We start from the raw sequence: 21,837 nt of genomic DNA, 5'->3' as shown, positions 1-21,837 counted from the left end.
CTTAAGCCCCGCGGGCAGCCGTGGTTCGACGATACCCGTAGGCGAAATAGATCGCTAACCCGACCACCAGCCAAACCACGAAACGCAGCCAGGTGAACTGGCTAAGGCCCTGCGTCGAGAGAAACAACGAAAGTGCGATGCCGAAAATTGGAAACCACGGCACGAATGGTGACCGGAACGGCCGGCGCAGCTCGGGGCGATATTTGCGTAACCAAATGACGCCGGCACAGACGATGATGAACGCGCTGAACGTTCCGATGTTGACGAGCTCGAGGAGAGCGTCAAGCGGAACCACGAGCGTGAGAATCGCGACCACGGTGCCCGTCAGCATTGTCATCCCGGCCGGTGTCCCGAAGCGTGGACTGACTTTTGCGACGAAAGGCGGGAGCAGCCCGTCGCGCGCCATCGCGTAGAAAATTCGTGTTTGCCCGAGGAGCGACGTCAGCGCGACGCTCGTGGTGCCGGCAAACGCGCCGAGCACCATGAGGGCTTCGAGAAAGTTGTTGTGCAGCGGCCGCAGCGCCGCGGCAAGCGCCGCATTCTGGTCGACATGATTCCACGGCACGGCTCCGACGAGCACGAACGCGACGCAGCAATAGACAACGGTGCCGATTGCTAGTGACCCGATCACGCCGATCGGGACGTCGCGTTGCGGATTGCGCGTTTCCTCAGCGGTCGTCGTGGCCGTGTCGAATCCGATATACGAGAAGAAAACGAGCGCGGCTGCCGGGATGATCCCCATGCCGTTCCCGCCGACAAGTCCGCCCGCGCCCCAACCGTGCGGCGCGAACGGGTGAAAGTAGGCGGCGTGAAACAGGGTCGCACCGACGATGACGAACACGATGAGCGCGCCGAGCTTTATGACGACGAACGCGTTGTTCGACGAGGCCGTCTCACGAATTCCGAGGGCCAACAGTCCCGAGAGAATCATGACGAACACGGCGCCGATGATGTCGAGATGGAGCTGTCCGAGGTTCATCGAGAAGTGCGCGTTCTGCGCCCACGCCGGGAGCGTGACGCCGATCAGAGCCAGCGCGCTTTGCGCGTATGACGAAAACTGCTGCGCGACCGGTGCCGCGCTGATGCCGTACTCGAGGATCAGGTCCCAGCCGATGATCCAGGCGACGATCTCGCCGAGCGTTGCATAGGCGTACGTGTACGCGCTGCCTGCGATCGGAACCATTGCACCGAGCTCGGCATAGGCGAGCGCCGCAAAGAACGAAGCAAGTCCCGCAAGCAAGAATGCGATGACGATCGCGGGGCCTGCCATCGATATGCCGGGGCCGATCGTCGTAAAGATTCCGCCGCCGATCATCGTACCGATGCCAACCGCGATGAGATCGACGCCCCCAAGCTTTCGGCGTAGCCCTGAACTTTCGGCGCTTGGTGTTAGGCGATCGAGCGGCGCGCGCGCAAAGAGGTTCCGACTCATGCCGGAGGCCGTGCCTGGGCAACCCACAGCGGCTCGGCGACGCCCAGCGCGTGGTTGATCCAGCGCGCCCACACGAAGAGCGCGTCCGAAAGACGATTGACGTAACGGCGAACGTCGGCGCCGACCTCTTCCTTTTCCGCAAGCGTGATAAGCGCGCGCTCGAGACGGCGTGCGATCGTGCGCGCCAGGTGCAGATGCGCGGCTGCGAGCGATCCTCCCGGATGAATGAAGTTCGGGAGCGGTTCGAGATCTTTTTGGGCGTGATCGATGGCGCGTTCGAGCGCAGTCGCTTCGCTCTCGCGCACGGTAGGCATGCCGTCGCGCCCCTTTCCGGGCGGCGTCGCGAGCTCGCTGCCGAGATTGAAGAGCACGTCCTGCGTCCATGCGAGCCACGCGTCGAGCTGCGCGGCGACGTCGATGGCCTTTGATTCATCGAGTGCCCGCGAGCGGCGAATCTCGGCGAGCTCCGCGCGTGCGATGCCGATCGCGCTGGAAAGTTCGTCGGCTGTTCCGTACGTCTCGATGCGCAACGCATTCTTCTTGACGCGTGTGCCGCCGACGAGTGCCGTCGTTCCCTCGTCGCCGGTTCGTGTGTAGATTTTCGTCAGTCTCGGCATGCAGTGAGTCTTCGTTTGAAAGGCGCTTCGCTCCCAGCTCCGCGCCCCTCATGCATCGCATGGGGCCCCCAAACCATCGGGCCCGTCAACACTTTAGAAAATTCTCGATTCCCCGAGGGGGCCCGTAACAAGCTGCGAACCTGGCTCGGGTTATGCAAACGCGTCCCGATGAGCTCGAGTCAGAACCGCTCGTCAAGGAGATACCTCCAAAAGGCGTTGACCTGCCGGAATGGTATCAGGCGGTCTGCTATAAGGCTGAACTCGTCTCACTCGCTCCGGTTCGCGGATGCGTGGTGCTGCGTCCATACGGCTACGGCATTTGGGAGCGATTGGTGGCGGAATTGGACGTGCGCTTCAAAGCGACAGGCCACGAGAACGCGTACTTCCCCCTGCTGATTCCCGAGTCGCTGCTGGCTCGCGAACAAGAACACGTCGAAGGGTTCGTGCCGGAAGTCGCGTGGGTGACGCAGGGCGGCGGTGAAACGTTGACCGAGCGGCTCGCGATTCGCCCCACGTCGGAAGTCACGATCATGACGATGTTCGCGAAGTGGGTGCAATCGTATCGCGACCTGCCGCTCTTGATCAATCAGTGGTGCAACGTGTTGCGTTGGGAAAAGCGCACGCGGCCGTTCTTGCGCACGCTCGAGTTTCTCTGGCAAGAAGGTCACACGGCACACGCAACTCAAGTCGAGGCGGCCGAGGAAGTACAGCGCATGCTCGGCGTCTACAAAGACGTTGCGGAGAACATAGCGGCGATTCCGGTCTATGCCGGCGAGAAGAGCGAGAGCGAACGCTTTCCGGGAGCGCTTCACACCTATTCGATCGAGGGGCTGATGCCCGACGGCCGGGCGCTGCAGGCCGGAACCTCGCACGAGTTCGGTCAGAAATTTGCGCACGCATACAACATTGAGTTCACAGCCGACGATCAGTCACTGCAGCATGCGTGGACGACGTCGTGGGGAATGTCGTGGCGCATGATCGGGGCAACGATCATGGTGCATGGGGACGATCGCGGCTTGCGAATTCCACCCAAACTTGCGCCCTATCAAGTCGTTATCGTTCCGATCGTCCGCGGTGAGAGTACCGCGGTCATGGAAGCGGCGCGGCATCTCTACGCGCGTCTGCTGGACGACGGATACCGGGTGCGGCTGGACGTGCGCGATCAGTCGCCGGGCTGGAAGTTCAACGAGTGGGAGATGCGCGGCGTTCCAGTGCGCATCGAGCTGGGAGCCCGCGACCTCGAAGGCGGCGTCGCAACGCTTGTTCGGCGAGACCGCGCCTTTAAGGAAGAAGGACAGAAGATTGCAGTCCCGCTCGCGGAGGTCTCCACGCACTTGGCAACGCTCCTCGATAGCATTCAAACCTCGCTGTTCGATCAAGCCAAGAAATATCTCGAGTCGCATACGCTGCGCGCGAAGGACCAGGCGGAGTTGTTTTCGCTTCTGCGCGAACGTGCCGGGATGATCGAGATCCCGTGGTGCGGCCGGCCCGAGTGCGAAGAGCACGTCAAAGCCGAGACGAGCGCTACGACCCGCAACATACGGCCGCCGGCGCAAGGTCCAACCTGCGTTGCGTGCGGCGAACCCGCGAAGGTACAAGCGTACTTCGCGCAGGCGTACTGACCGGCGTGTACGGGAAGACCGTTCTACCGAATGGCTTACGCATCGTCACGGAACAGATTCCGGCGGTGCGCTCGGCGGCGATCGGTATCTGGGCCGACGTCGGCTCGGCCTGCGAACGGACGCCGCAGCGCGGCATCTCGCATCTTGTCGAACACATGCTCTTCAAAGGAACGCAGCGGCGTAGTGCGCGCGAGATCGCCGAAGCGATGGATCGCGTCGGCGGCAATTTGAATGCGTTCACCGACAAAGAGTCAACCTGCTACTACGCGCGCGTGGTCGACAAGCACATTCCGCTTGCGACGGACGTCCTATGCGACATGTTCCTGCACTCGCGCTTCGATCCGGGCGATCTTTCGCGCGAGCAAAATGTGGTGCTCGAAGAGATCAAGATGTACGACGACGCGCCCGACGAGGTCATCAACGACGCGTTCGTCCGTCTGATGTGGTCGGGCTCGGATCTCGGCGACCCGGTGATCGGATTTCCGCATACGATCACGGCCCTGCGCGCTGACGATTTGCGCGCGCACATGCGCGAGCGCTACACGCCCAAAACCGTCGTCGTAACCGTCGCAGGAAACGTCGAGCACGAGCGAGTCGCCGAATCGTTTACAAAAGCTCTCGAATCGCTAAGCGGTGACGGCGGCGTCCCTCCGGATCAGCGCGTTCGCCTTTCACCAGGGCGCTTGGTGATCACTCGGGATGTCGAACAGGTCTATCTCATCGTTGGTACGCGCGGTTTGCCGGCCGGCGACGACGATCGCTACACGCTTTCGGTAATCGACACGGCGCTCGGAGGCGGCATGTCAAGCCGGCTCTTTCAAGATATTCGTGAAGAGCGCGGTCTGGCGTACAGCGTCAGCTCTTTTCAGATCGCGTACCGGCCGGCGGGGCTGTTTGCCGTTTCGGCCGGCACGTCCGTCGAGCACGCGCAAGAGGTCATCGACCTTATCCGGGAATCGTTTGCACAAGCGCACGAGAAGGGCTTGCGCGAAAGCGAGGTCGAGCTTGCGAAAGAGCATCTCAAAGGCAGTCTAACGCTTGCACTTGAGAGTATCTCAGGACGCATGATGCGCCTCGGGCGCAACGAGCTCACCTTCGGGCGTCAAATCTCGGAGGAAGAGCTCGATCGGAAGATCGACGCGGTTACGATCGCGGACGTGCAGCGACTCTCTCGCGCGCTCTTTGCCCCGGAGCAATGGGGTTTATGCGTTCTCGGTCCGATCGGCGAGGACGACATCGACTGGACGGCCGCCGTCGCTTAGGCAACGTTGACGACCGCGACCGCATCCCTATGGGCCACACAGCTGATCGTTGCGATGGCGCTCAATGGGGTCACGCAGGCAATTCAAATCGGCGCATACGCAGCGCGCTACGCCGGCGTGCAGACGCAGCGGATTGCAGTGTCGATCTCGCTCTTCAATTTATTCGTCACCGCAAGCCGTTTGGCCGCGCTGTTCTTGACGCCGTCGCTCGGCGCGCTCGCCGACAACGCTACGCGTCCCAGCGTCGCTGCGAAGCTGAGTCAGGTTCCACCCGACGTGATCGCGACCTTCGATCTGCAGATGCGTTTGATCGTCGCTGCGGGGACGATTGGGACATGCGCGGGCGCATTCTTGCTCCCGATGTTCATCTATCTTTTTTCGCGCGGCATTCGCTCGTTCGAGCGGCGGAACTCGGTTCTGCAGGCGCTCGTGCGGATCGGCGACCCACGCGTAATGATGGACGTGCTATCGAGTATCCGGCTCCCCGAGATTCGAACGGTTCTGGCATACACTCGCGAGGCGATTCCCCCCAAACTGCTGATCGGCAACCTTGTCGTGATGGCAATCTATGCAATCGGCGTACCGTCCGCATACTACGCGAGCGTCCTGAATTTGGATGCACGCACGACGGCGGCCGGACTTTCCGGCATCGTCAACGGCATCGGAACCTTGGCATTCACGTTCTTCGTTGATCCGACGTCCGCACTCATGGTCGATCAAGCGGTTAAAGGCGAGCGTTCGCTGAACTCGATTCGGGCAATGGTCATCGGCCTGACGGTCACGGCTATCTGCGGGACGATCCTTTCACAGCTGTTGCTATGGCCGGGCGCGTGGGCGATCTCTCATGTCGCATCGCTCTTCGTGCACGGATTTAGAAGGTAGATAAAGTCGAAGGATGCTCAAGAAACTGACGCTCATGCTCCTCCCTGCACTCGCGACTCTGATGCTGTCGGGATGTGCTGGTTCGGTGGAGTCGTGGATCGTTCGGACGCGCGATCACCAAGGCGATCGCGCACTTGAAGCGCGCAATCTCAAGGACGCAGCGCTCGCCTATCGTTTGGCGCTCGACATCAATCCGCAGGACGCGCATGCCCGCACAGGCGCGATTTCGGTGCAGCTGACTTTGGCTGAAAATGCATACCGCCTCGGGAAACTCGAGGATGCGGTAAACTATCTCTCCGTCGCCGAGAAAATCTCACCGACGAATCCGGCCGTCGTCGACCTGCGCCAGCAGCTCTCGCAAGCGCGCCTCAAACGCGACATCGTCATCTCCAACTATCCCGCGTATAAGGCTGCGGGTCAGGATCTGATCCGCTCGTTCACCGGCCTCAAGACGCTCGATGGCTCGATCGTCGCCAGCCTCAAGCGCTTTCAGTACAGTTACGACACGATCGACATCACGCGTGCAATCGAGAACTCATCGGAACTCGCGAGCGAGGTCACACGCAATACTGCGCGGCTGACGCGCTTTAGGCAGACGGTCGAAACCGGAACCGGCGAAAGCGAGACGGAGCATCTCGGCGCGCCAACATCATTGCTGCCGTTGCCCTGATCTCTTGCTCTCTTTTTCGCGCTTGCGAAACTCGCGCCAGCGCTCCTCGGCGCCCGGCAGAGTCTTAGCGTCGTCGGTTTCGTAAACCGGCCACGCGCCGCTACCGGCGAGTAGCGGAAAGCGTTGCATCCAGGCGTAGAGCTCGGTGTTTTTTGCAAAACGGTTCTGCTCGACGGCGATAAAATAGCGCGCACCTTTGCGAATTGCGCTCTGTTCGTCGAACGGTGTCCAGAGCAGCGGATCCTCTTCCCAGCCCTTGTGCTGCATGTAGTAGAGAATCGAGGGGTCGTAGTGCGCCATAACGACCAGCGCGTCCGGAGCGAGAAGCGCGTGCAGGCGGCGCGCTTCGGAATAAACGTTGCGCTTGTAATAATAGTACGGCTGGATCTGTGCGGCGTTGTCGCCGATTACGAGGATTAGGGCGATCACGCTACCGGCGAGCGCAAGTTTCTGCAAGCGTAGCGATGCCGGCGACCAGAGTTCGGCGAAGCGCCGCACGAATGACGCGCCGACGAGCGCTGCGAGCGGGAGTACGGGGTAGAGGTAATAGTCGACACGCTCGACGGTAACGACTACGAACGCGTAGAGCGCCGCAGCCAATAGCCACGAGTACAAGAAGAGATTCGAGCGCGAGCGCAGCGGCATCAAGAAGCCGAGCAGCATCAGCGCGAATCCAACCGGTCCGAGCATCGTCGTGCTGAGCATCGACGGAATCGTCATGAGCGTAACCAGAAGCTTCGCAGCCAGCGCGTGCGGCGAGACGGCCGCTTGCATGAGTGAGGGCAGCACGTGCTGGCGTGTGATGCCGCTGGCCCAATGCCACTCCGCGTGCGCGTCGACCGCGTGGAGATAGAGAAACAGCGAGGTTATTCCCGGAATGATCACGATCAGGCTTCGCACGCGCCCTATACACGCCAGCGGTAGGACGGCAATGAGCGATACCGGCTTTGCGAGGAACGCGAGCGCCAGAAGCACGGCGCAACCGATGTCTTTCCACGGTATAGGTTTGGCGAGGGGTGCCAGTAACGTTCGCGCGGCGGCGTACATTGCGAGGGTAAAGAAAAACGTCATGGCCGTATCGGGCATGAACGTCCGGCCGTAATAGATGCTGCCCGGGAAGATCGCAAATAGCAAGGCGGCAATGAGCCCAACGAGTGCCGATTCGAATAACCACAAGCCAAAATAGGCGATCACGCCAACCGTTCCAAGCGAAAAAACGATTGAGAGCAAGCGCCCAAAAACTTCGTGGACGCCAAAGACCTTGTAGCCGATAGCTGCGAGGTATGGGACGATCTGCAATTCGAGCTCGACATAGTTGGGCGGCGGCCCGTCGTAGTCGGTCTGCGGATAGAAAATGTTGAAGTTGAGCTGCGCGAAGTTACGCGCGATCGCGGCCGTGTCGCCCTGCCGCCACTGTGGATGATCCATAATCGGATCGTGCAAGCCGACGAGCCGAAGTCCAAGGCCGAGCACGAGAATTGCTCCGAGTGCCCACCACCAATACTTCTGTAGGTCTACAGGACGGACCGGAACGTCCAATACTTGTTCACGAAAAAGTTGACGATGATACCCGCGCAGGTCGAGACGAACCACAGTTTGTGGCCTTTGCCGAGCATCGGCGAGGCAGCGAGCGAGACGATCAAGCTGACGCACAGCGCGATTGCGGAAACCGTCAAAAATTTCGCGCCTTCGCCCAGTGCGTGCCCCGTCGAACGGAACGTCCAAACGCGATTGAGGAAATAATTCGAAACGCCGCCGGCCATGAACGCAATCGAAAAGATGGCGTAATACCACATCTGACGCTGGTCGATCGAGAGCGGCAGCTGCAAGATCGTGAAGACGCCGCCGTTGACCGCGAAGCCCGAGGTTCCGACGATCGCAAATTTTATGAACTGCCGGATGCCGCGCCTTTGTGTGATACGCCCGATCAGCGACGCCGCGGTCGTCGCGCTCTCAGGCAACCCAATACCAGTCGGCGAACAGAACCGTAAAGAGTCCCAGCAACGGAAGTGAAAACGCCACGATCGCATTGTTGACGGAGGGACGTGAGCCCCACAAACCCATCAGCACGAACATCGGAAACAAAACCAGCGCGAAGCGCGGCATGCTCATCAGGCTCGACGTCGACATCGGAACCAGAATCGAGAGCGCCATATAGCTCCAGTAGGTCGCCGAAAGGCGGCGGAATGCGGCGACCAAGAGCACGATCATCATTAGGGTGAAGAATAGCTCGAGGAATTGATTTGCAATCATGTTGCCGTTGTGCGCGTGCGTCAGCAACGAGAAGCTGTTTCGCAAACTTACCCACGGCGGCGCCAAATGACGATGCCAATTGATCTGCACGTGCGAGAAGTAGAGCGGGTCGCCGGTGAGGATCCATAGATAGCCCATGTACGACAACAAGCCGAGGGGGATCAGGGCCATCCCGGCAAGCGGCCGCATCAATTGTTCTAGCGGATATTGGAAGGCTTGACGTGCGCCCGGCGAGCGCAGCCACTCGATCAGCATCGGAACGACGAGCAGCACCCCCTCGACGCGCGTCAACGCTGCGAAGAAGCCGATCATCCCGGCCATGAGCCACTTGTGCTCTCGGATGTAGTAGAATGACGCGACCGTCAATGCCAGGAACAACGATTCGGTATAGACGGCCGAGAAGAAGATCGCAGTCGGGAAAATGGAGATGTAGAAGACCGCGCGGTGCGCGACGTGCCGGTTGTACTGATGCTCGACGAGCTTGTAGAAGAAGATCAGCCCGACGAAAAGCGCCGCGTTTGAGATCACGAGACCCGCGACGAGATGGCTGCCGGTCAGCTTCCCAAGCAACGAGATGAGCATCGGATAGAGCGGAAAGAACGCCATGTCGGTGCCGTAGTAGCCGGAGGACGAAATGTCGATGTAATGCACGGCGTCCCAGCGTCCCCATACCGCTAAGATCGGGATCGAAGAAACGGCGACATGCGTCCCGGGGCGTTGCGCGACGACCATCGCGGCTAGCTCAGCGATGACGATGACGGCGGCGCGGCTGACGACGAACGTGACCGCGACGTCCCGAACCGCGCTGTTGAATCGCGCGGCGGCGAAGAGCTTGACGAATGCAAACGTCACGAGCGCAACCGCGATGCCGCGTCCGGTAGCGCTTGCTCCGAATGGGCGTAGGAAACCAACCCACATGATCAGGAGCGCAAGCCACGAGAACGCGTCGGCAGTTAGTGCGGTCTCGAGCGGGACGGCGCAGTGCCGTGCAAAGAAGCGCGCATACGCATTCCAGGCGATCAGCGCCGCAATGACCCCGACCGGGATAGCGATCAAGAATACAATCTCGTCGACGGCCAGCGACGCGCGCACGCGCAAGACGAAGCCGTAAAAGCCAAAGAAACCGAGCGTAGCGCCCGCTGCGCCGACGATGAGTAGCGGGGCGATCCCAGCGCCATAGAGATAGGGCGTTAGGGCAGTAGTTCGGCTGGCCACGACGCGATGCGGTTCGGGTTGCACGCGTCGCCTTCCCTTGGGACATTTGGCAGGTTAGGGGTCCCGTGCAAGCATAGGGAAGCGCACGGGTGAGCGAAGGGAGCGAGTAATGGCGACCACGATGATTCCGCGCTTTGTCAGCGAGTATCCGACGGATTCGCTCGACTTCGTGCGCGTTACGGAAGAAGCGGCGCTCAACGCCTCGCGCTGGATGGGTCGCGGTGAACGCAATATCGCCGACGGCGCCGCCGTCGAAAAAATGCGCGACGCGCTCAACGACATGCAGATTTCGGGCCGCATCGTCATCGGTGAAGGCGAACGCGACGAAGCGCCGATGCTCTTCATCGGCGAAGAGCTCGGACGCGGCGGCATGGAGGTCGACATTGCGGTCGACCCGGTCGAAGGTACGAATCTGGTCGCGAACGGCCTTCCCAATTCGATTGCCGTCATGGCGATTTCAGAACGCGGCGGATTGCTACATGCGCCCGACTCGTACATGCAAAAACTTGCGGTCGGCCCGCGCGCCGCACCTTACGTTCACATCGACGCGAAAGTTTCGGACAATTTGAACGCGGTCGCCAACGCTCTCGAACGTCCGATCAATGATATCACGGTCATCATTTTGGATCGTCCGCGTCACAAGGATTTGATTACAGCCGTTCGCGACGCGGGCGCGCGCATCAAACTCATTTCGGACGGTGACGTCGATGCGGCGATTGCAACTGCGATCGAAGGCACGGGCGTACACGCGTGCATGGGAACCGGAGGAGCTCCGGAGGGCGTCTTGGCCGCAGCTGCGCTCAAGTGTCTGGGTGGTGGCTTCATGGGTCGCCTCAAACCGCGTAACGACGAAGAGGGCCAGCGCGCGAAAGCCATGGGTTTCGGCGACCTCGATCGCGTTCTCACCATGGACGATCTCGCCCCCGGCAAGCATCTGATGTTTGTCGCAACCGGGATCACGGACGGCGATTTGGTCCGTGGGGTCCGCTTCTTTGGGAACGCCGCGCGGACACATTCCATTCTGATGCACGCGCAAAGCGGAACCGTGCGGCACATTGAGAGTGTCCACAGGCTGGGGGCCAAACCGTACCGCGCGAAATAGACGCTCGCGGGCTGCCGGCCCCGAGAAGATCATGACCGAACACAATTACGACCTCGTCGTCATCGGAGGCGGCTCCGGCGGGTACGCCGCGGCCCGCACTGCGCGTGACCTCGGCGCGCGTGTGGCGATCGCGGACGTTGGTCCGCTCGGTGGCCTGTGCATCCTGAGCGGATGTATGCCGAGCAAGACCTTGATTGCCAGCGGCGATTTGATGCACGACATCCGTGAATCCGATGTGCTCGGGATCCGCTCCGCCGAGCCGCGCGTCGACTATCGCGCCATGATCGAGCGCAAGCGTGAGGTCATCCGGGGCTTTGCCGACTATCGCATCGAGGGACTCGAAACGTTCGATCTCTACGACGGTCCAGCGTCGTTCGTCGACGAAGGCGCGCTCAAAGTGGGCAATGACACGCTTTTGCGCGCTCCGAACTTCATCGTCGCAACCGGAAGCGTTGTCGCACCGCCGATCTTCCCGGGTCTCGAAGAGACGGGTTACATCGACAGCGACGCGGCGCTCGATTTAAACGGACCACCGGGCTCGCTGATCGTTCTGGGCGGCGGATACGTTGCCGTCGAGCTAGGACAGTTCTTTTCACGAATCGGCGTCGCAACGACGATCGTGATCCGAAAACCGCGACTGCTCACCGACGTTGATGACGACGTCGCGACGGCGCTGACCGGATATCTCCGTGATGAGGGGATCCGCATCGTCGCCCAAGCGACGGTTGCCCGCGTCGAACGGAACGGCAACCTCAAGCGCGTCGTGTATCGCAAGGGCGGCGAAGAACACGCGATTGAGGCCGAAGAGATTTTCTATGCGCTCGGCCGTGTACCGAACACCGCGGGGCTTGCGCTCGAGCGAGCCGGCATAAAGGCGCATCCGATCTCAGGAATAGAAGTCGATGCGACTCTGCGCACGTCGAACCCGCACGTCTTTGCGGTCGGCGACGTCACGGGGCTTTTCCCGCTCGTACACGTTGCGATTCAGCAAGGTGAGATCGCGGCGCGTAATGCGCTGCGTGGAACCCGTGAAGCGATCGACTATTCACTTTCGAAAGCACACACGATCTTCAGCGATCCGCAGATTGCGGTTGCGGGTGAAACCGAACAGCGGCTTACCGCGGCGAATCGAAAATACTTGAAAGCAACCTATCCGTTCAGCGATCATGGTAAGGCGATCTCGATCGGTAAAACCAAAGGATTCGTGAAGATGCTGGCCGACCCCGAAGACGGCTACATCCTGGGCGTGCAGATTCTCGGACCCGAAGCGTCCGACTTGATTCACGAAGCGATAGCTGCGATGCACTTCCATGCAACGGTCTTCGATTTCGTACGTATCCCGCATCTGCACCCGACGCTTGCCGAGATTCTCACTTATCCGGCGGAAGAGCTCGTCGTTCGTATCGAAGGCACGCGCATGGCGGCGCAGCGTGGTGACCTTCCCTTGGCAGCGGCCGTGCCTTGAAAATCGCAATCATTCAAACAAAGCCGCGCAAAGGCGATCGCGACGCAAACGTTCGGGATTTGATCGACGCGTTCAAACAGCTGCACGAAGATCCGCCGGATCTCGTCGCCCTCCCGGAAGCTGCATTGACCGGGTATTTCCTCGAAGGCGGCGTTTACGAACTCGCCGAGACCGCGGCGGCGTTTGCACGCAGGCTGGGTGCCGCATGGCGGGCTTCGGGTGCGCGCAAGCCGGTCGAGATCGTCAGCGGTTTCTTCGAAAACGACGAAGGCACGTATTACAACAGCGCCGTCTATGCGAAGCTTGATCCGTCCGGGGCGGCGCAGATCGTTCACGTTCATCGTAAGCTCTTTTTGCCGACCTATGGGGTCTTCGACGAAGAGCGTTTTCATTCAAGAGGAAGACGCCTCGAGACGTTTGGGACGGCATTCGGCCGCGCCGCGATCATGATTTGCGAGGACGCTTGGCACGGCATCGTCCCGACGATTGCGGCGGTCAAGGGCGCGCGGGTTTTTCTGATTCCGAGCGCATCGCCCGGGCGCGGCATCGGGACGCCGGGGGAACTGGAGAGCATCGGACGTTGGCGTTCGCTCTTGCAAAATTATGCGAGCGAACACGGTGTCTTCATCATCTACGCGGGATTGGCCGGCTTCGAGGGCGGCAAGGGAATGACCGGAAGCTCGCAGATTATCGGTCCTCGCGGTGAGGTGATCGTCTCGGCGGGCGCGCTCGAAGCGTGCATCGTTCGCGCCCGGATCGATCTCGCGGAGATCGACGTGGCGCGTGCCGGCCTGCCTTTGCTCGGCGATTTGCATGCGGTGCTCCCGGATCTGCTTGCGGAGCTCGAGAACCCGAGCGCGGGAGAGATCCCAAGCGAGATGCGCCGATGATCCTACCCGTCATTGCGGCTCCCGCGATCGATCCATATGCCGCAGTCAAGAGCGATCCGGAAGTGACCGCGCGTTGGCTCGAAGCATTTTTATCCGACGAGCTCGTTCGCCGGCGCGGCATTCACAAAGCCGTCTTAGGTCTGTCGGGCGGCGTCGACTCCGCTTGCGTTGCGTATCTCTGCGCGCGCGCGCTCGGACCGGAAAACGTCTACGCGATCCGCATGCCGTACAAGAAGTCTAGTCCGTCCTCTCTAGCGGACGCGAAGCTCGTCGTCGATGCGCTCGGGATCAACGAGCGCACGATCGAGATCACGGCAGCCGTCGACGGCTACCTGCAGTTCGAACCCGGCGTCGACGCGCGCCGGGCCGGCAACGTGATGGCGCGCGTTCGCATGGTCGTGTTGTTCGATCAATCCGCGAAACTCGGCGCGCTGCCGATCGGAACCGGCAACAAAACCGAACGCATGATGGGCTATTTCACGTGGCACGCTGACGATACGCCGCCGGTCAACCCGATCGGTGACTTGTTCAAGACCCAAGTCTGGGATCTGGCGCGCTACCTCGGCGTTCCGCTGCCGATCGTCGACAAGGCGCCAAGCGCCGATCTCGAGGCCGATCAAACGGACGAAGGCGATCTGGGGATCACGTATCGCAAAGCGGATGCGATCCTGGCTGCGATGCTTCAAGGTTTCGACGACGAACAGATCGTGCGCATGGGACTTGCGCCCGAAGAAGTCCGTATCGTGCGCAAGCGCGTTGACTCGACGCATTGGAAACGGCACTTACCGACGACCGCGATGCTCAGCAGCACTGCGATCAACGAGTTTTATCTGCGGCCGGTCGACTATTAATCGCGATCCGCTACCGCCCGCGTTTTTTCCGGTCGGGTTGAACCTCGAGGGACGCGAGTGCGTCGTCATCGGTGCGGCTGACGATCGCGAAGCAATCGAGAAGACGCGTGCGCTCGAGGAGACCGGCGCGAAGGTGCGCTGGATTCGCGAGGCCGCCGGATTGCGCGATGAAGATGTCGCCGGCGCATTCTTCGTGATCTCGACGCCGCTGGACGGGAAGCTCTCGGCGCGATTACGTGCGCTCGCCGATCGTCACCATTTTCTGTTGTGTTGTATCGATCAGCCCGCGTACGGCTTCGTCGCAATGCAGGCAGTTGCGAAAGCCGGCCCGGCGCGCATCACCGTTTCGACCGGCGGTGTCTCACCGGCCGTGAGCAAACGCTGGAGAATAGCGATTCAGCGCGTACTCGACGCGAAGTTTGCACGCTTTCTTGATACTCTCCGTGCAAAACGCAATACGAATCGAACGCTCGCTGATCCCGAGGCGCGAAAGGCGGCGGGCCGCGAAGCCGCCGAGGGATTCGACGTGCAGATCAGCGTACGCTATCCCGACTGGTTTAAGTGAGGGGCGCTGCTTGGCATCGGTAGAGATCGTAACCATCGGGACGGAGCTGCTGCTCGGCCATTTGATCGATACGAACTCCGCGTTCGTGGCAAGCGCCCTGGCTGATATCGGCGTCGACGTGTATGCGAAGCACTCCGTCGGCGACAACCCCGAGCGTTTGGCGGCAATGTTGCGCGGAGCGCTCGATCGCGCCGATGGGGTCATTACGACCGGCGGACTCGGCCCAACCGTCGACGATTTGACGAAGGAAGCCGTCGCGACCGCAACCGGAACGCATCTTGAGCTGCATGAGGAATCGCTGCGCGCAATCGAGGAGCGCTTTGCGATGATGCGGCGCACGATGAGCGATAACAATCGGCGTCAGGCGATGCTACCGACGCCCGGGGTCGTGCTCGACAACCCGCATGGTACTGCGCCGGGGTTCATTGCATTGCGTGAGGATGGTAAGTTCGTCGCAGGCATGCCGGGAGTACCGCGTGAGATGCGCGCGATGATGATGGACAAGCTTGTCCCGTGGTTGCTCGAACGCTTCGCGTTGCGCCAAACGATTACAACGCGGACGATTCACACGATCGGGATCCCGGAGTCAGAGCTCGACCGTCGCATCGAAGATCTGTTTCGTTCGTCGGAAAATCCCAAAATCGCGGTGCTCGCACACGGCGGACGCTGCGACGTGAAGATCATGGCCAAAGCCGAAACCGCCGAAGCCGCGAAAGCGATGATCGCGCCGATCGAACGCGAGATCCGTGAACGAATCGGCTACGGTATCTACGGCGTCGACGCCCAGACGGTCGAAAGTCAGATCATTGACGCGTTGCGCCGGCGGCGCCAGACGATCGCGACCGCGGAGTCGTGCACCGGCGGCGCAATCTCGGACGCGCTCGTCCGCGTCCCCGGCGCATCCGATGTGTTCCGCGGCGGCGTGGTCGCGTACAACAACGACGTCAAGCGGTCGATGCTCGACGTCCCTGCCGATATTTTGCGTGAACACGGAGCCGTAAGCGTCGAGACGGCGATCGCGATGGCTCGCGGTGCGCGCCGCCGTTTGGGGGCTGACGTCGCGATTGCGACGACGGGTGTCGCAGGGCCCGGCGGCGGGACCGAAGATAAGCCGGTTGGTCTCGTGTGGTTTGCACTGATTGCCGATGGCGAGCCGCGCACGTATCGAGCCACGTTCCCCGGCGACCGCGGCGACATTCGAACGCGTGCGACGATGGCCGGTCTCTCCGCGATCTGGCGTTATCTCGAACGCGCCGACGCGAGCGTGCCGATTACGCCGTTCATGTCCGAGGCTCGCCGCTGAGAGTACTCGTCACCGGAGGCGCCGGCTATATCGGTCTCGAGCTTTGCCGTCAGCTTGTTGCGCGCGGCGACGACGTCCGCGTCGTCGATCGGTTTTTCTTCGGCAGCAAGATGCCGGCCGGACTCGAGAAGGTCGAGTTCGTTCCAGGCGATATTCGCCGCTTTGATCCCGGCTGGCTCGAGGGGGTGGACGTCGTCAGCCACCTCGCTGGTCTCTCGAACGATCCGACCGCGGAGTACAACACGGAAGCCAATTGGCAGATGAACGCGGTCGCTACCGAAGAGCTTGCGCGGGCCTGTAAGCGTGCCGGTGTCGGGCGGTTGATTTTCGGTTCGAGCGCGTCGATCTACGATGGAATCGGGGCCGGCACGTATGACGAGACCGCCGACGTCAAACCGCGCGGTGCATATTCGCTTTCGAAGAAATACGCTGAAGAGAAGCTGCTCGAGACGGCGGATGCGAGCTTCACGCCCGTGATCTTGCGGCAAGGCACCGTTTACGGCTTCAGCCCGCGCATGCGCTTCGATCTCGTCGTCAACACGTTCGTCAAAGACGCGGCGGTGTTTGGAAAACTGTTCTTACACGGGGGCGGTTGGCAGTGGCGTCCGCTGGTCGATGTCACCGACGTCGCGCGTGCGCACATCGCTTGCTCTCTCGCGAAGCGTGACGACGTCCACGCCGAAATATTCAACGTCATGCAAGAGAATTATCAGATCCGGGAGCTTGCGATGCTCGTCAAAGGCTCGCTGGAAATGAAGCTTGCGAGCCATCGCGTCGAGCTGCAAGAGACGGGGCTTCCGAAGATCGTTCGCGACTACCGCATGACGAACACCAAGATGACCTCGCGGCTCGGGTTCACGCCCTCAGTGACGGTGCTCGAATCGATCGACGACATGCTGCAGAAGATTCCGCTCGGCGATCCGACGCGGCTGCTGCATCCACGCAGCTACAATATCGCCTGGATGACGATCCTCGAAGAGTCGCACGCTTCGCAAAGCGGCTTCGACTCTATTTACTAGCCTCGTACCCTACTGCGGCCATAACGCGCTGCACGAGCAAGCCGTCTTCGAATGTCGGCAAGGTGTTTGGCTTGCCTTCGATCTTTGCGGCGAATTGGTCAAGCATCCGGAGGACGAGCGGCACGTTCGGCTGGGCGGTTTTGAGCTGGTCGTACGGCGATGAAGCTAGCTCGTATTCCGACGTCTCTTTTGCGTCGACCGTAAAGAGCTTCGACCATGCCAAGGAGTCGCCGCTGGCTGCGGCCGTACGATCTTCACCGTAAACTGCGAGTGTCGAGCTATTGACGACGTTGGTGGCGTCGAGCGCGATCCGGCCGACGAGGCCGTCGCCGTACTCGAGTAGCACGAACATGCCGTCCGCGACGTTGCTCGTGAACGCACCTTGATTGTCCTTGCGCGTGACGTTGGCTGTGCGAGAGAAGCCGGTATAAGAACGCGGCGGACGTCCGGCGAGCCACGTGACGCTGTCGATCATGTGCGAGCCGACAGCCTGAATGATCCCGCCGCCACGGGAGTACTCGAACCACCAGCCGCGTTTCTTGTCGGCATCCCGGCGCAGCATCGTGGTGAGATGCGTGAACTCGATCTCGCGCAGCGGCCCCAGATGATTGTTGGCGATGAGCTCTTTAAGTGCCTGACGTGACGGATCGAACCGAAACTCGAATCCGATTCCGGTGGCCTTTTCGGACTTGTTTGCAGCTGCAACCATCTCTTCGGCTTCGGCGACCGTTCGCGCCAGCGGCTTTTCGCAGAGTACGTGCTTGCCGCGGGAGAGCGCGAGTAAGACCGCCTCGCGGTGCGCAAAAGGCGGCGTGGAGATCGAAACTGCGTCGAGTTCTACGCCGTCGAGCATCGCCTCGAGCGAGCCGAAGGCGCTGCGAATCTTGCGCTCCTTGGCAACCGCTTCGGCGTTGTTCGGCGACGCAATCGCGACCAGCTCGAAAGCATCGTGTGCGTGAAAGGCCGGTGCGTGAACGACTCCCCCGAAACCTGATCCTACGATACCAACGCGAATCATGTTTTAAAGGCGCTCCGCCCCAGGCTCCGCGCCCCCGCGCGCTGCGCGCGCGGGGCCCCCATTGGCCCTCGGCCCATGTCCATTTCGAAAGCGTAGTAATGGGCGCGCCGGCCTAGGAACAACATGTGAGGGTCTTTCCTGATGGTTGATTTCACGTTACGTGCTCTTCAAGATTGCCTGTTCGAGAAGATCGACCGCGTGCATCAGCTGTCCTTCATCGATTGTCACCGGTGGCGCAAGCGTGATGACGTCGCCGCGTACGCCCGACGGAAGCACGATCGTCCCAAGCCGGAGTGCGGCCTTCGTGATTGCAAACGTGAGCTCGGGACTCGGAAGCGCAAGTCCCCACAGCATCCCACGCCCGCGTACGGCCGAGACGAGCGGCGTACGCCCCGACAGCTCGCGTAATCGCGTCCCGAGTTTTGCACCGAGCGTTGCGGCGCGTTCGACGAGTCCTTCCTGTTCGATGTCTGTGATGTTCGCAAGCGCGGCGGCGCAGGCGAGGGGATTACCGAGATATGTCGAGGTGTGAAGCGCTTCGCCACGCGAGGCTTCCCACGCGTCCATCGCTTTGCGCGTTCCGATCACCGCCGCCAGCGGTACGCCGTTGGCGATTGCTTTGCCGACGCACAACAGATCGGGGACGACGTCCTCGTACTCGCAGGCAAACATTTTCCCGGTCCGGCCGAAACCTGTGTAGATTTCGTCGAAGATCAGCGTGGCGCCGTAGAGATCGCACATGGCGCGTACGCCTGCAAGCCAGCCGCGAGGCGGCACGATGACGCCGGCGCGTCCTTGGATCGGCTCGACGATAACCGTACCGATCTTGTAGGCGCGAAACTCCATCTCCATCGTGTGCAGCGGCGTCGGGAACGGCCCAAAGCGAACGTCGCCGCGAATGAAAGGCGCAAAGGGTTCGCGGAATCGCTCGATTCCCGTAACGGCGAGGGCACTCGACGTCAGCCCGTGGTAGGCGCCCGTGAACGCGAGAATGCCGGGCCGCTTGTTGCGCAGATAAGCGGTCTTGAGCGCAAAGTCGATCGCTTCCGAGCCGCTGCTGCACAGGTAGCTGACGGAAAGCTCACCGGGCGCGAGCGTAGCCAGTTTCTCGAGCAGCTCGACGCGCATGCGATTGGGATGCACGTCGCCGAGACCGTGGACGAGCTTTTCGGATTGCGCCACGATCGCTTCATGGACGCGTCGATTCGTGTGTCCCGCGGTTGCGACGCCGAAGGCGGAAGTCAGGTCGATGAATTGATTGCCGTCCACGTCGGTGACGAGCGCGCCGTCTGCGGATTCCCAAAAAATCGGGAAATCATCGGCGAGAAACGTAACTCCTCGTGATTCGTGCGCACGCAGCCGCTCCGCAAGCTCACGCGAGCGCGGGCCCGGAATATCGTTCACGCGACATCCACCCATCGGATGAAATCGCCGATACGCGCTCGGCCTCCGTGGTGCAGTTCCGGTCCCGGCGATTGCATCTCACCAAGACGCGCGATGCGTGCGGCACCGAGCCGTGCTCCGAGGTCCGCGAGCGTCTCGCTCGGCGCGGCGAGCGCAAACGCTTCCAGCGGCAATCCGTGGCTGCGCACGTACTCTTCGCATTCATCAGGCCCGTCGATCGAGTAGAGCGGAAGGATGCGAGGCAGAAGCGGCGGCGGCTCGTGATGCGGCGGATCTAAGACTAGCGTCGTATCCGCGGACGGGGTACGCAGCACGCTGCCGCGCCCGAGCGCCTGGCGAAAACTCGCGCCGGTGCAGTACGTCACGACCCGCGGATCGAGCTTCCGGGCCGGAAATTCAACGGATGCGACCGCCGCCGCGTCAATCAGCATCTGGGCGAATGCATGCGGCATAATCGCGGCATCACGCTCCACGAAAAGCACGTGCAGCGACATGCAGCCTTCGCCGTCGTACAGGATGAGATCGCGAGCCGCACCTTGGGCGGCTGCGCGCGCGAGCGTCTCGTTCGCCAGCGCCTCACGGCTTACGTAGCCGATGCTGGCGCGGTGGCCATAGCCGACGAATCGCGCGCCCGGACGCAATGCACGCCGGATCTCCGCCAGCGATTCATCGCGCCCGAATGCGACCACGGTGTCGGCGACGCGCAGCTCGCGATCTTCGAGAGGATCGCCGCCTTTCCAGGCTCGCGCGGTGGCGCGCTTTGCGAGCTCCGGATGCTCTTGCGCGAGCGTTTGGAAGAACGCATCGATCAGGGCGTCCTCGCGGTCTTTCACAAGCACCGTGCACTTCGCACAAAGCCCAAAGATCGCTGGAACGATCGCGACGCCGATCGTCGTTTCGCTCGAGATGATGACGGCGTTGCCGATGGGATACGCCCGCGACTGAATGCCGTCACGTTCGACGAACCGGTCGAGTGCAGCCACCGAACCGAGCTCCTGTGCAATGGCGCGTTCGAGCGCCGGTGCTCTCAGCGGCCCGAAGAGGCGATCGAGCGCGTAGTCGACGACTGGGATCGTGTAGCCGGTGCGCTTGGCGATCGATTCGGTCGCTCGGACGCGCGGCGGAAAATCAGCATCGCTCCAGCGCTGCGCTGCATCCGCGGCGGCGCCGATGATGCTAGCCGCGTCGAGCGAGTAGGTCTTCGACATCTAACGAACAACCGCGCATATGCGCTTCCGGATCGCGACCGAGTAAGACAAACGCGCCCTCACCGATGCGCAACGCGAGGTCTTCGGTTTGAATCGCGACGGCCGATCCGCGATTGGCGAGATCGACATGGCGTAACACTCCGATCTCGCCGTCGGCGACCGGACTCCCGTTCGCATCGACGATTGACGGGCGCAGCCACTGCGGTCCGATCTTGACACGTTCGCCTTGGCTGCGCGACCACGGTGCGTCGTAGTACTGGCTCGTCAGCTCGGTCATCCCGTATTCGGCGACGATGCGTTCCGACGCGATTCCGAAGCAGCGTGCGAGTTGCGCATAGAGGTCGACGCGTTCCAGGGAGCGCGTTCGTCCCTTGAACCCGCCGGTTTCCATGATGCGCGAACCCGTGCGCGTCGGAAGTATCTTTCCGTCGAGACCCTCGAGCAGCGCGGCAAATGCGAAAGCCGTTCCCGCGATGCAGACGGCGACGTGATCTTCGAACGCTTGCCCGAGTGCGGCGACGAAGGAAGCCACGTCTAAATCTCCGCCGCTCGCGTCGACGAACGTTCCGCCCTTGGCGTCGCCGCGTTGTTCTGCGACGTGCCGCATCATATATCCGAGCGAAGACGTCTTGCGATCCGGAACCAGCAGCAGGTAGCGTAAGGGCGTGTCACGCTCGCGATCGAGCATGAAGTGATCGAATCCGGCAAGTAGCGACGCATCGTAGAGCGCGAGTGAGCTTTCCTCGAAATGGTGACGGCCGGTCTCGACCGCCGTCGTGCCGCTCGTTTCGAAAACGATCCGCGACTCCGCGACGTCGAATGTTGCGAGGGTCGCGTCTTTGAACGCTGTAGTCGGCACGGCCGGAATCTGGTGCCATTCGAGCGGCAGATGTTGCCCGTCGAATCCGAGGCTGTTGGCGAACGCCGCGTAGGGTGCATTGTAGCGAAGCTGGTGCGCGAAGACGTCGCGCGCGAGATGGTTGAACTCGTGCTCGGTCAGCGCAATTTCGCTCATCGCGTGGCGGATGCGAGCATCGAGCTCAGCCGCTTCGCGGGGTT

General features: G+C 61.5%; 20 protein-coding genes. 11 read left to right on the top strand and 9 right to left on the bottom strand.

Annotated features, from left to right (window positions below; translation table 11 throughout):
* Position 1 precedes the first annotated feature (1 nt).
* Positions 2–1,432 (bottom strand): amino acid permease, encoded by a 1,431-nt coding sequence (locus tag VGG22_05665; protein ID HEY1727835.1) that lies wholly within the window; start codon positions 1,430–1,432, stop codon positions 2–4.
* Positions 1,429–2,049, bottom strand: a complete 621-nt coding sequence (locus tag VGG22_05660) for a cob(I)yrinic acid a,c-diamide adenosyltransferase (protein ID HEY1727834.1) — start codon at positions 2,047–2,049, stop codon at positions 1,429–1,431. Before VGG22_05660 ends, VGG22_05665 begins: the two co-directional genes overlap by 4 nt.
* A 152-nt stretch (positions 2,050–2,201) precedes the next feature.
* Between VGG22_05660 and proS the strand changes: the two genes are divergently transcribed.
* Genes proS through VGG22_05640 form a run of 4 tightly spaced genes read left to right on the top strand, consistent with a single transcriptional unit; the run spans position 2,202 to position 6,485 of the window.
* Complete coding sequence (gene proS / locus VGG22_05655; protein ID HEY1727833.1) at positions 2,202–3,671, top strand: proline--tRNA ligase; 1,470 nt, start codon at positions 2,202–2,204, stop codon at positions 3,669–3,671.
* 5 nt (positions 3,672–3,676) lie between these two features.
* Entirely contained in the window at positions 3,677–4,933 is a 1,257-nt protein-coding gene (locus VGG22_05650; protein ID HEY1727832.1) for a pitrilysin family protein, read from the top strand.
* A 6-nt stretch (positions 4,934–4,939) separates the two neighbouring features.
* The gene (locus VGG22_05645) at positions 4,940–5,815 is read left to right on the top strand and encodes a DUF2837 family protein (GenBank protein ID HEY1727831.1); all 876 of its coding nucleotides are present in this window, start codon (positions 4,940–4,942) and stop codon (positions 5,813–5,815) included.
* A 13-nt stretch (positions 5,816–5,828) separates the two neighbouring features.
* Positions 5,829–6,485, top strand: a complete 657-nt coding sequence (locus VGG22_05640; protein HEY1727830.1) for a tetratricopeptide repeat protein — start codon at positions 5,829–5,831, stop codon at positions 6,483–6,485.
* Here the strand turns inward: VGG22_05640 and VGG22_05635 are convergent.
* Genes VGG22_05635 through VGG22_05625 form a run of 3 tightly spaced genes read right to left on the bottom strand, consistent with a single transcriptional unit; the run spans position 6,465 to position 9,977 of the window.
* On the bottom strand, positions 6,465–8,024 hold the full coding sequence (locus tag VGG22_05635) for a glycosyltransferase family 39 protein (GenBank protein ID HEY1727829.1): 1,560 nt from the start codon (positions 8,022–8,024) through the stop codon (positions 6,465–6,467). The genes VGG22_05640 and VGG22_05635 overlap by 21 nt on opposite strands.
* On the bottom strand, positions 8,000–8,446 hold the full coding sequence (locus VGG22_05630; protein HEY1727828.1) for a GtrA family protein: 447 nt from the start codon (positions 8,444–8,446) through the stop codon (positions 8,000–8,002). The genes VGG22_05635 and VGG22_05630 overlap by 25 nt, the downstream gene beginning before the upstream one ends.
* Positions 8,439–9,977 carry a mannosyltransferase family protein gene (locus VGG22_05625; protein ID HEY1727827.1) on the bottom strand — a complete coding sequence of 513 codons (1,539 nt, stop codon included), beginning with the start codon at positions 9,975–9,977 and terminating at the stop codon, positions 8,439–8,441. Before VGG22_05625 ends, VGG22_05630 begins: the two co-directional genes overlap by 8 nt.
* 85 nt (positions 9,978–10,062) lie before the next feature.
* On the opposite strand from VGG22_05625, the gene glpX reads away from it, so the two are divergent.
* The 7 genes from glpX to VGG22_05590 are packed head-to-tail and all read left to right on the top strand — an operon-like array spanning position 10,063 to position 17,148.
* Positions 10,063–11,055, top strand: a complete 993-nt coding sequence (glpX, locus tag VGG22_05620; protein HEY1727826.1) for a class II fructose-bisphosphatase — start codon at positions 10,063–10,065, stop codon at positions 11,053–11,055.
* 31 nt (positions 11,056–11,086) lie between these two features.
* The gene (locus VGG22_05615) at positions 11,087–12,520 is read left to right on the top strand and encodes an FAD-dependent oxidoreductase (GenBank protein ID HEY1727825.1); all 1,434 of its coding nucleotides are present in this window, start codon (positions 11,087–11,089) and stop codon (positions 12,518–12,520) included.
* Positions 12,517–13,410 (top strand): nitrilase-related carbon-nitrogen hydrolase, encoded by an 894-nt coding sequence (locus VGG22_05610; protein HEY1727824.1) that lies wholly within the window; start codon positions 12,517–12,519, stop codon positions 13,408–13,410. Before VGG22_05615 ends, VGG22_05610 begins: the two co-directional genes overlap by 4 nt.
* Positions 13,407–14,261 (top strand): NAD+ synthase, encoded by an 855-nt coding sequence (locus tag VGG22_05605; protein HEY1727823.1) that lies wholly within the window; start codon positions 13,407–13,409, stop codon positions 14,259–14,261. The genes VGG22_05610 and VGG22_05605 overlap by 4 nt, the downstream gene beginning before the upstream one ends.
* Positions 14,262–14,298: 37 nt before the next feature.
* The gene (locus VGG22_05600) at positions 14,299–14,826 is read left to right on the top strand and encodes an NAD(P)-dependent oxidoreductase (GenBank protein HEY1727822.1); all 528 of its coding nucleotides are present in this window, start codon (positions 14,299–14,301) and stop codon (positions 14,824–14,826) included.
* Between the two features lie 10 nt (positions 14,827–14,836).
* Positions 14,837–16,129: a competence/damage-inducible protein A gene (locus tag VGG22_05595; GenBank protein ID HEY1727821.1), complete on the top strand. Its 1,293-nt coding sequence runs from the start codon at positions 14,837–14,839 to the stop codon at positions 16,127–16,129.
* Positions 16,060–17,148, top strand: coding sequence for an SDR family oxidoreductase (locus VGG22_05590; GenBank protein HEY1727820.1), 1,089 nt, complete (start codon positions 16,060–16,062; stop codon positions 17,146–17,148). Before VGG22_05595 ends, VGG22_05590 begins: the two co-directional genes overlap by 70 nt.
* Here the strand turns inward: VGG22_05590 and VGG22_05585 are convergent.
* From VGG22_05585 to VGG22_05570, 4 genes are all read right to left on the bottom strand, one after another.
* Positions 17,138–18,166, bottom strand: a complete 1,029-nt coding sequence (locus tag VGG22_05585; GenBank protein ID HEY1727819.1) for a Gfo/Idh/MocA family oxidoreductase — start codon at positions 18,164–18,166, stop codon at positions 17,138–17,140. The genes VGG22_05590 and VGG22_05585 overlap by 11 nt on opposite strands.
* Positions 18,167–18,322: 156 nt before the next feature.
* Positions 18,323–19,570 carry an aspartate aminotransferase family protein gene (locus VGG22_05580; protein HEY1727818.1) on the bottom strand — a complete coding sequence of 416 codons (1,248 nt, stop codon included), beginning with the start codon at positions 19,568–19,570 and terminating at the stop codon, positions 18,323–18,325.
* Positions 19,567–20,778 (bottom strand): acyl-CoA reductase, encoded by a 1,212-nt coding sequence (locus tag VGG22_05575; protein HEY1727817.1) that lies wholly within the window; start codon positions 20,776–20,778, stop codon positions 19,567–19,569. Before VGG22_05575 ends, VGG22_05580 begins: the two co-directional genes overlap by 4 nt.
* Positions 20,747–21,793, bottom strand: coding sequence for a hypothetical protein (locus tag VGG22_05570; protein ID HEY1727816.1), 1,047 nt, complete (start codon positions 21,791–21,793; stop codon positions 20,747–20,749). Before VGG22_05570 ends, VGG22_05575 begins: the two co-directional genes overlap by 32 nt.
* Positions 21,794–21,837 lie beyond the last annotated feature (44 nt).

It is taken from the genome of Candidatus Baltobacteraceae bacterium, assembly GCA_036489885.1.
In the GTDB taxonomy this organism is placed as follows: domain Bacteria; phylum Vulcanimicrobiota; class Vulcanimicrobiia; order Vulcanimicrobiales; family Vulcanimicrobiaceae; genus JAFAMS01.
Note: the sequence above shows the minus strand (reverse complement) of the source record. Positions and strands in the feature narration are given on the sequence as shown.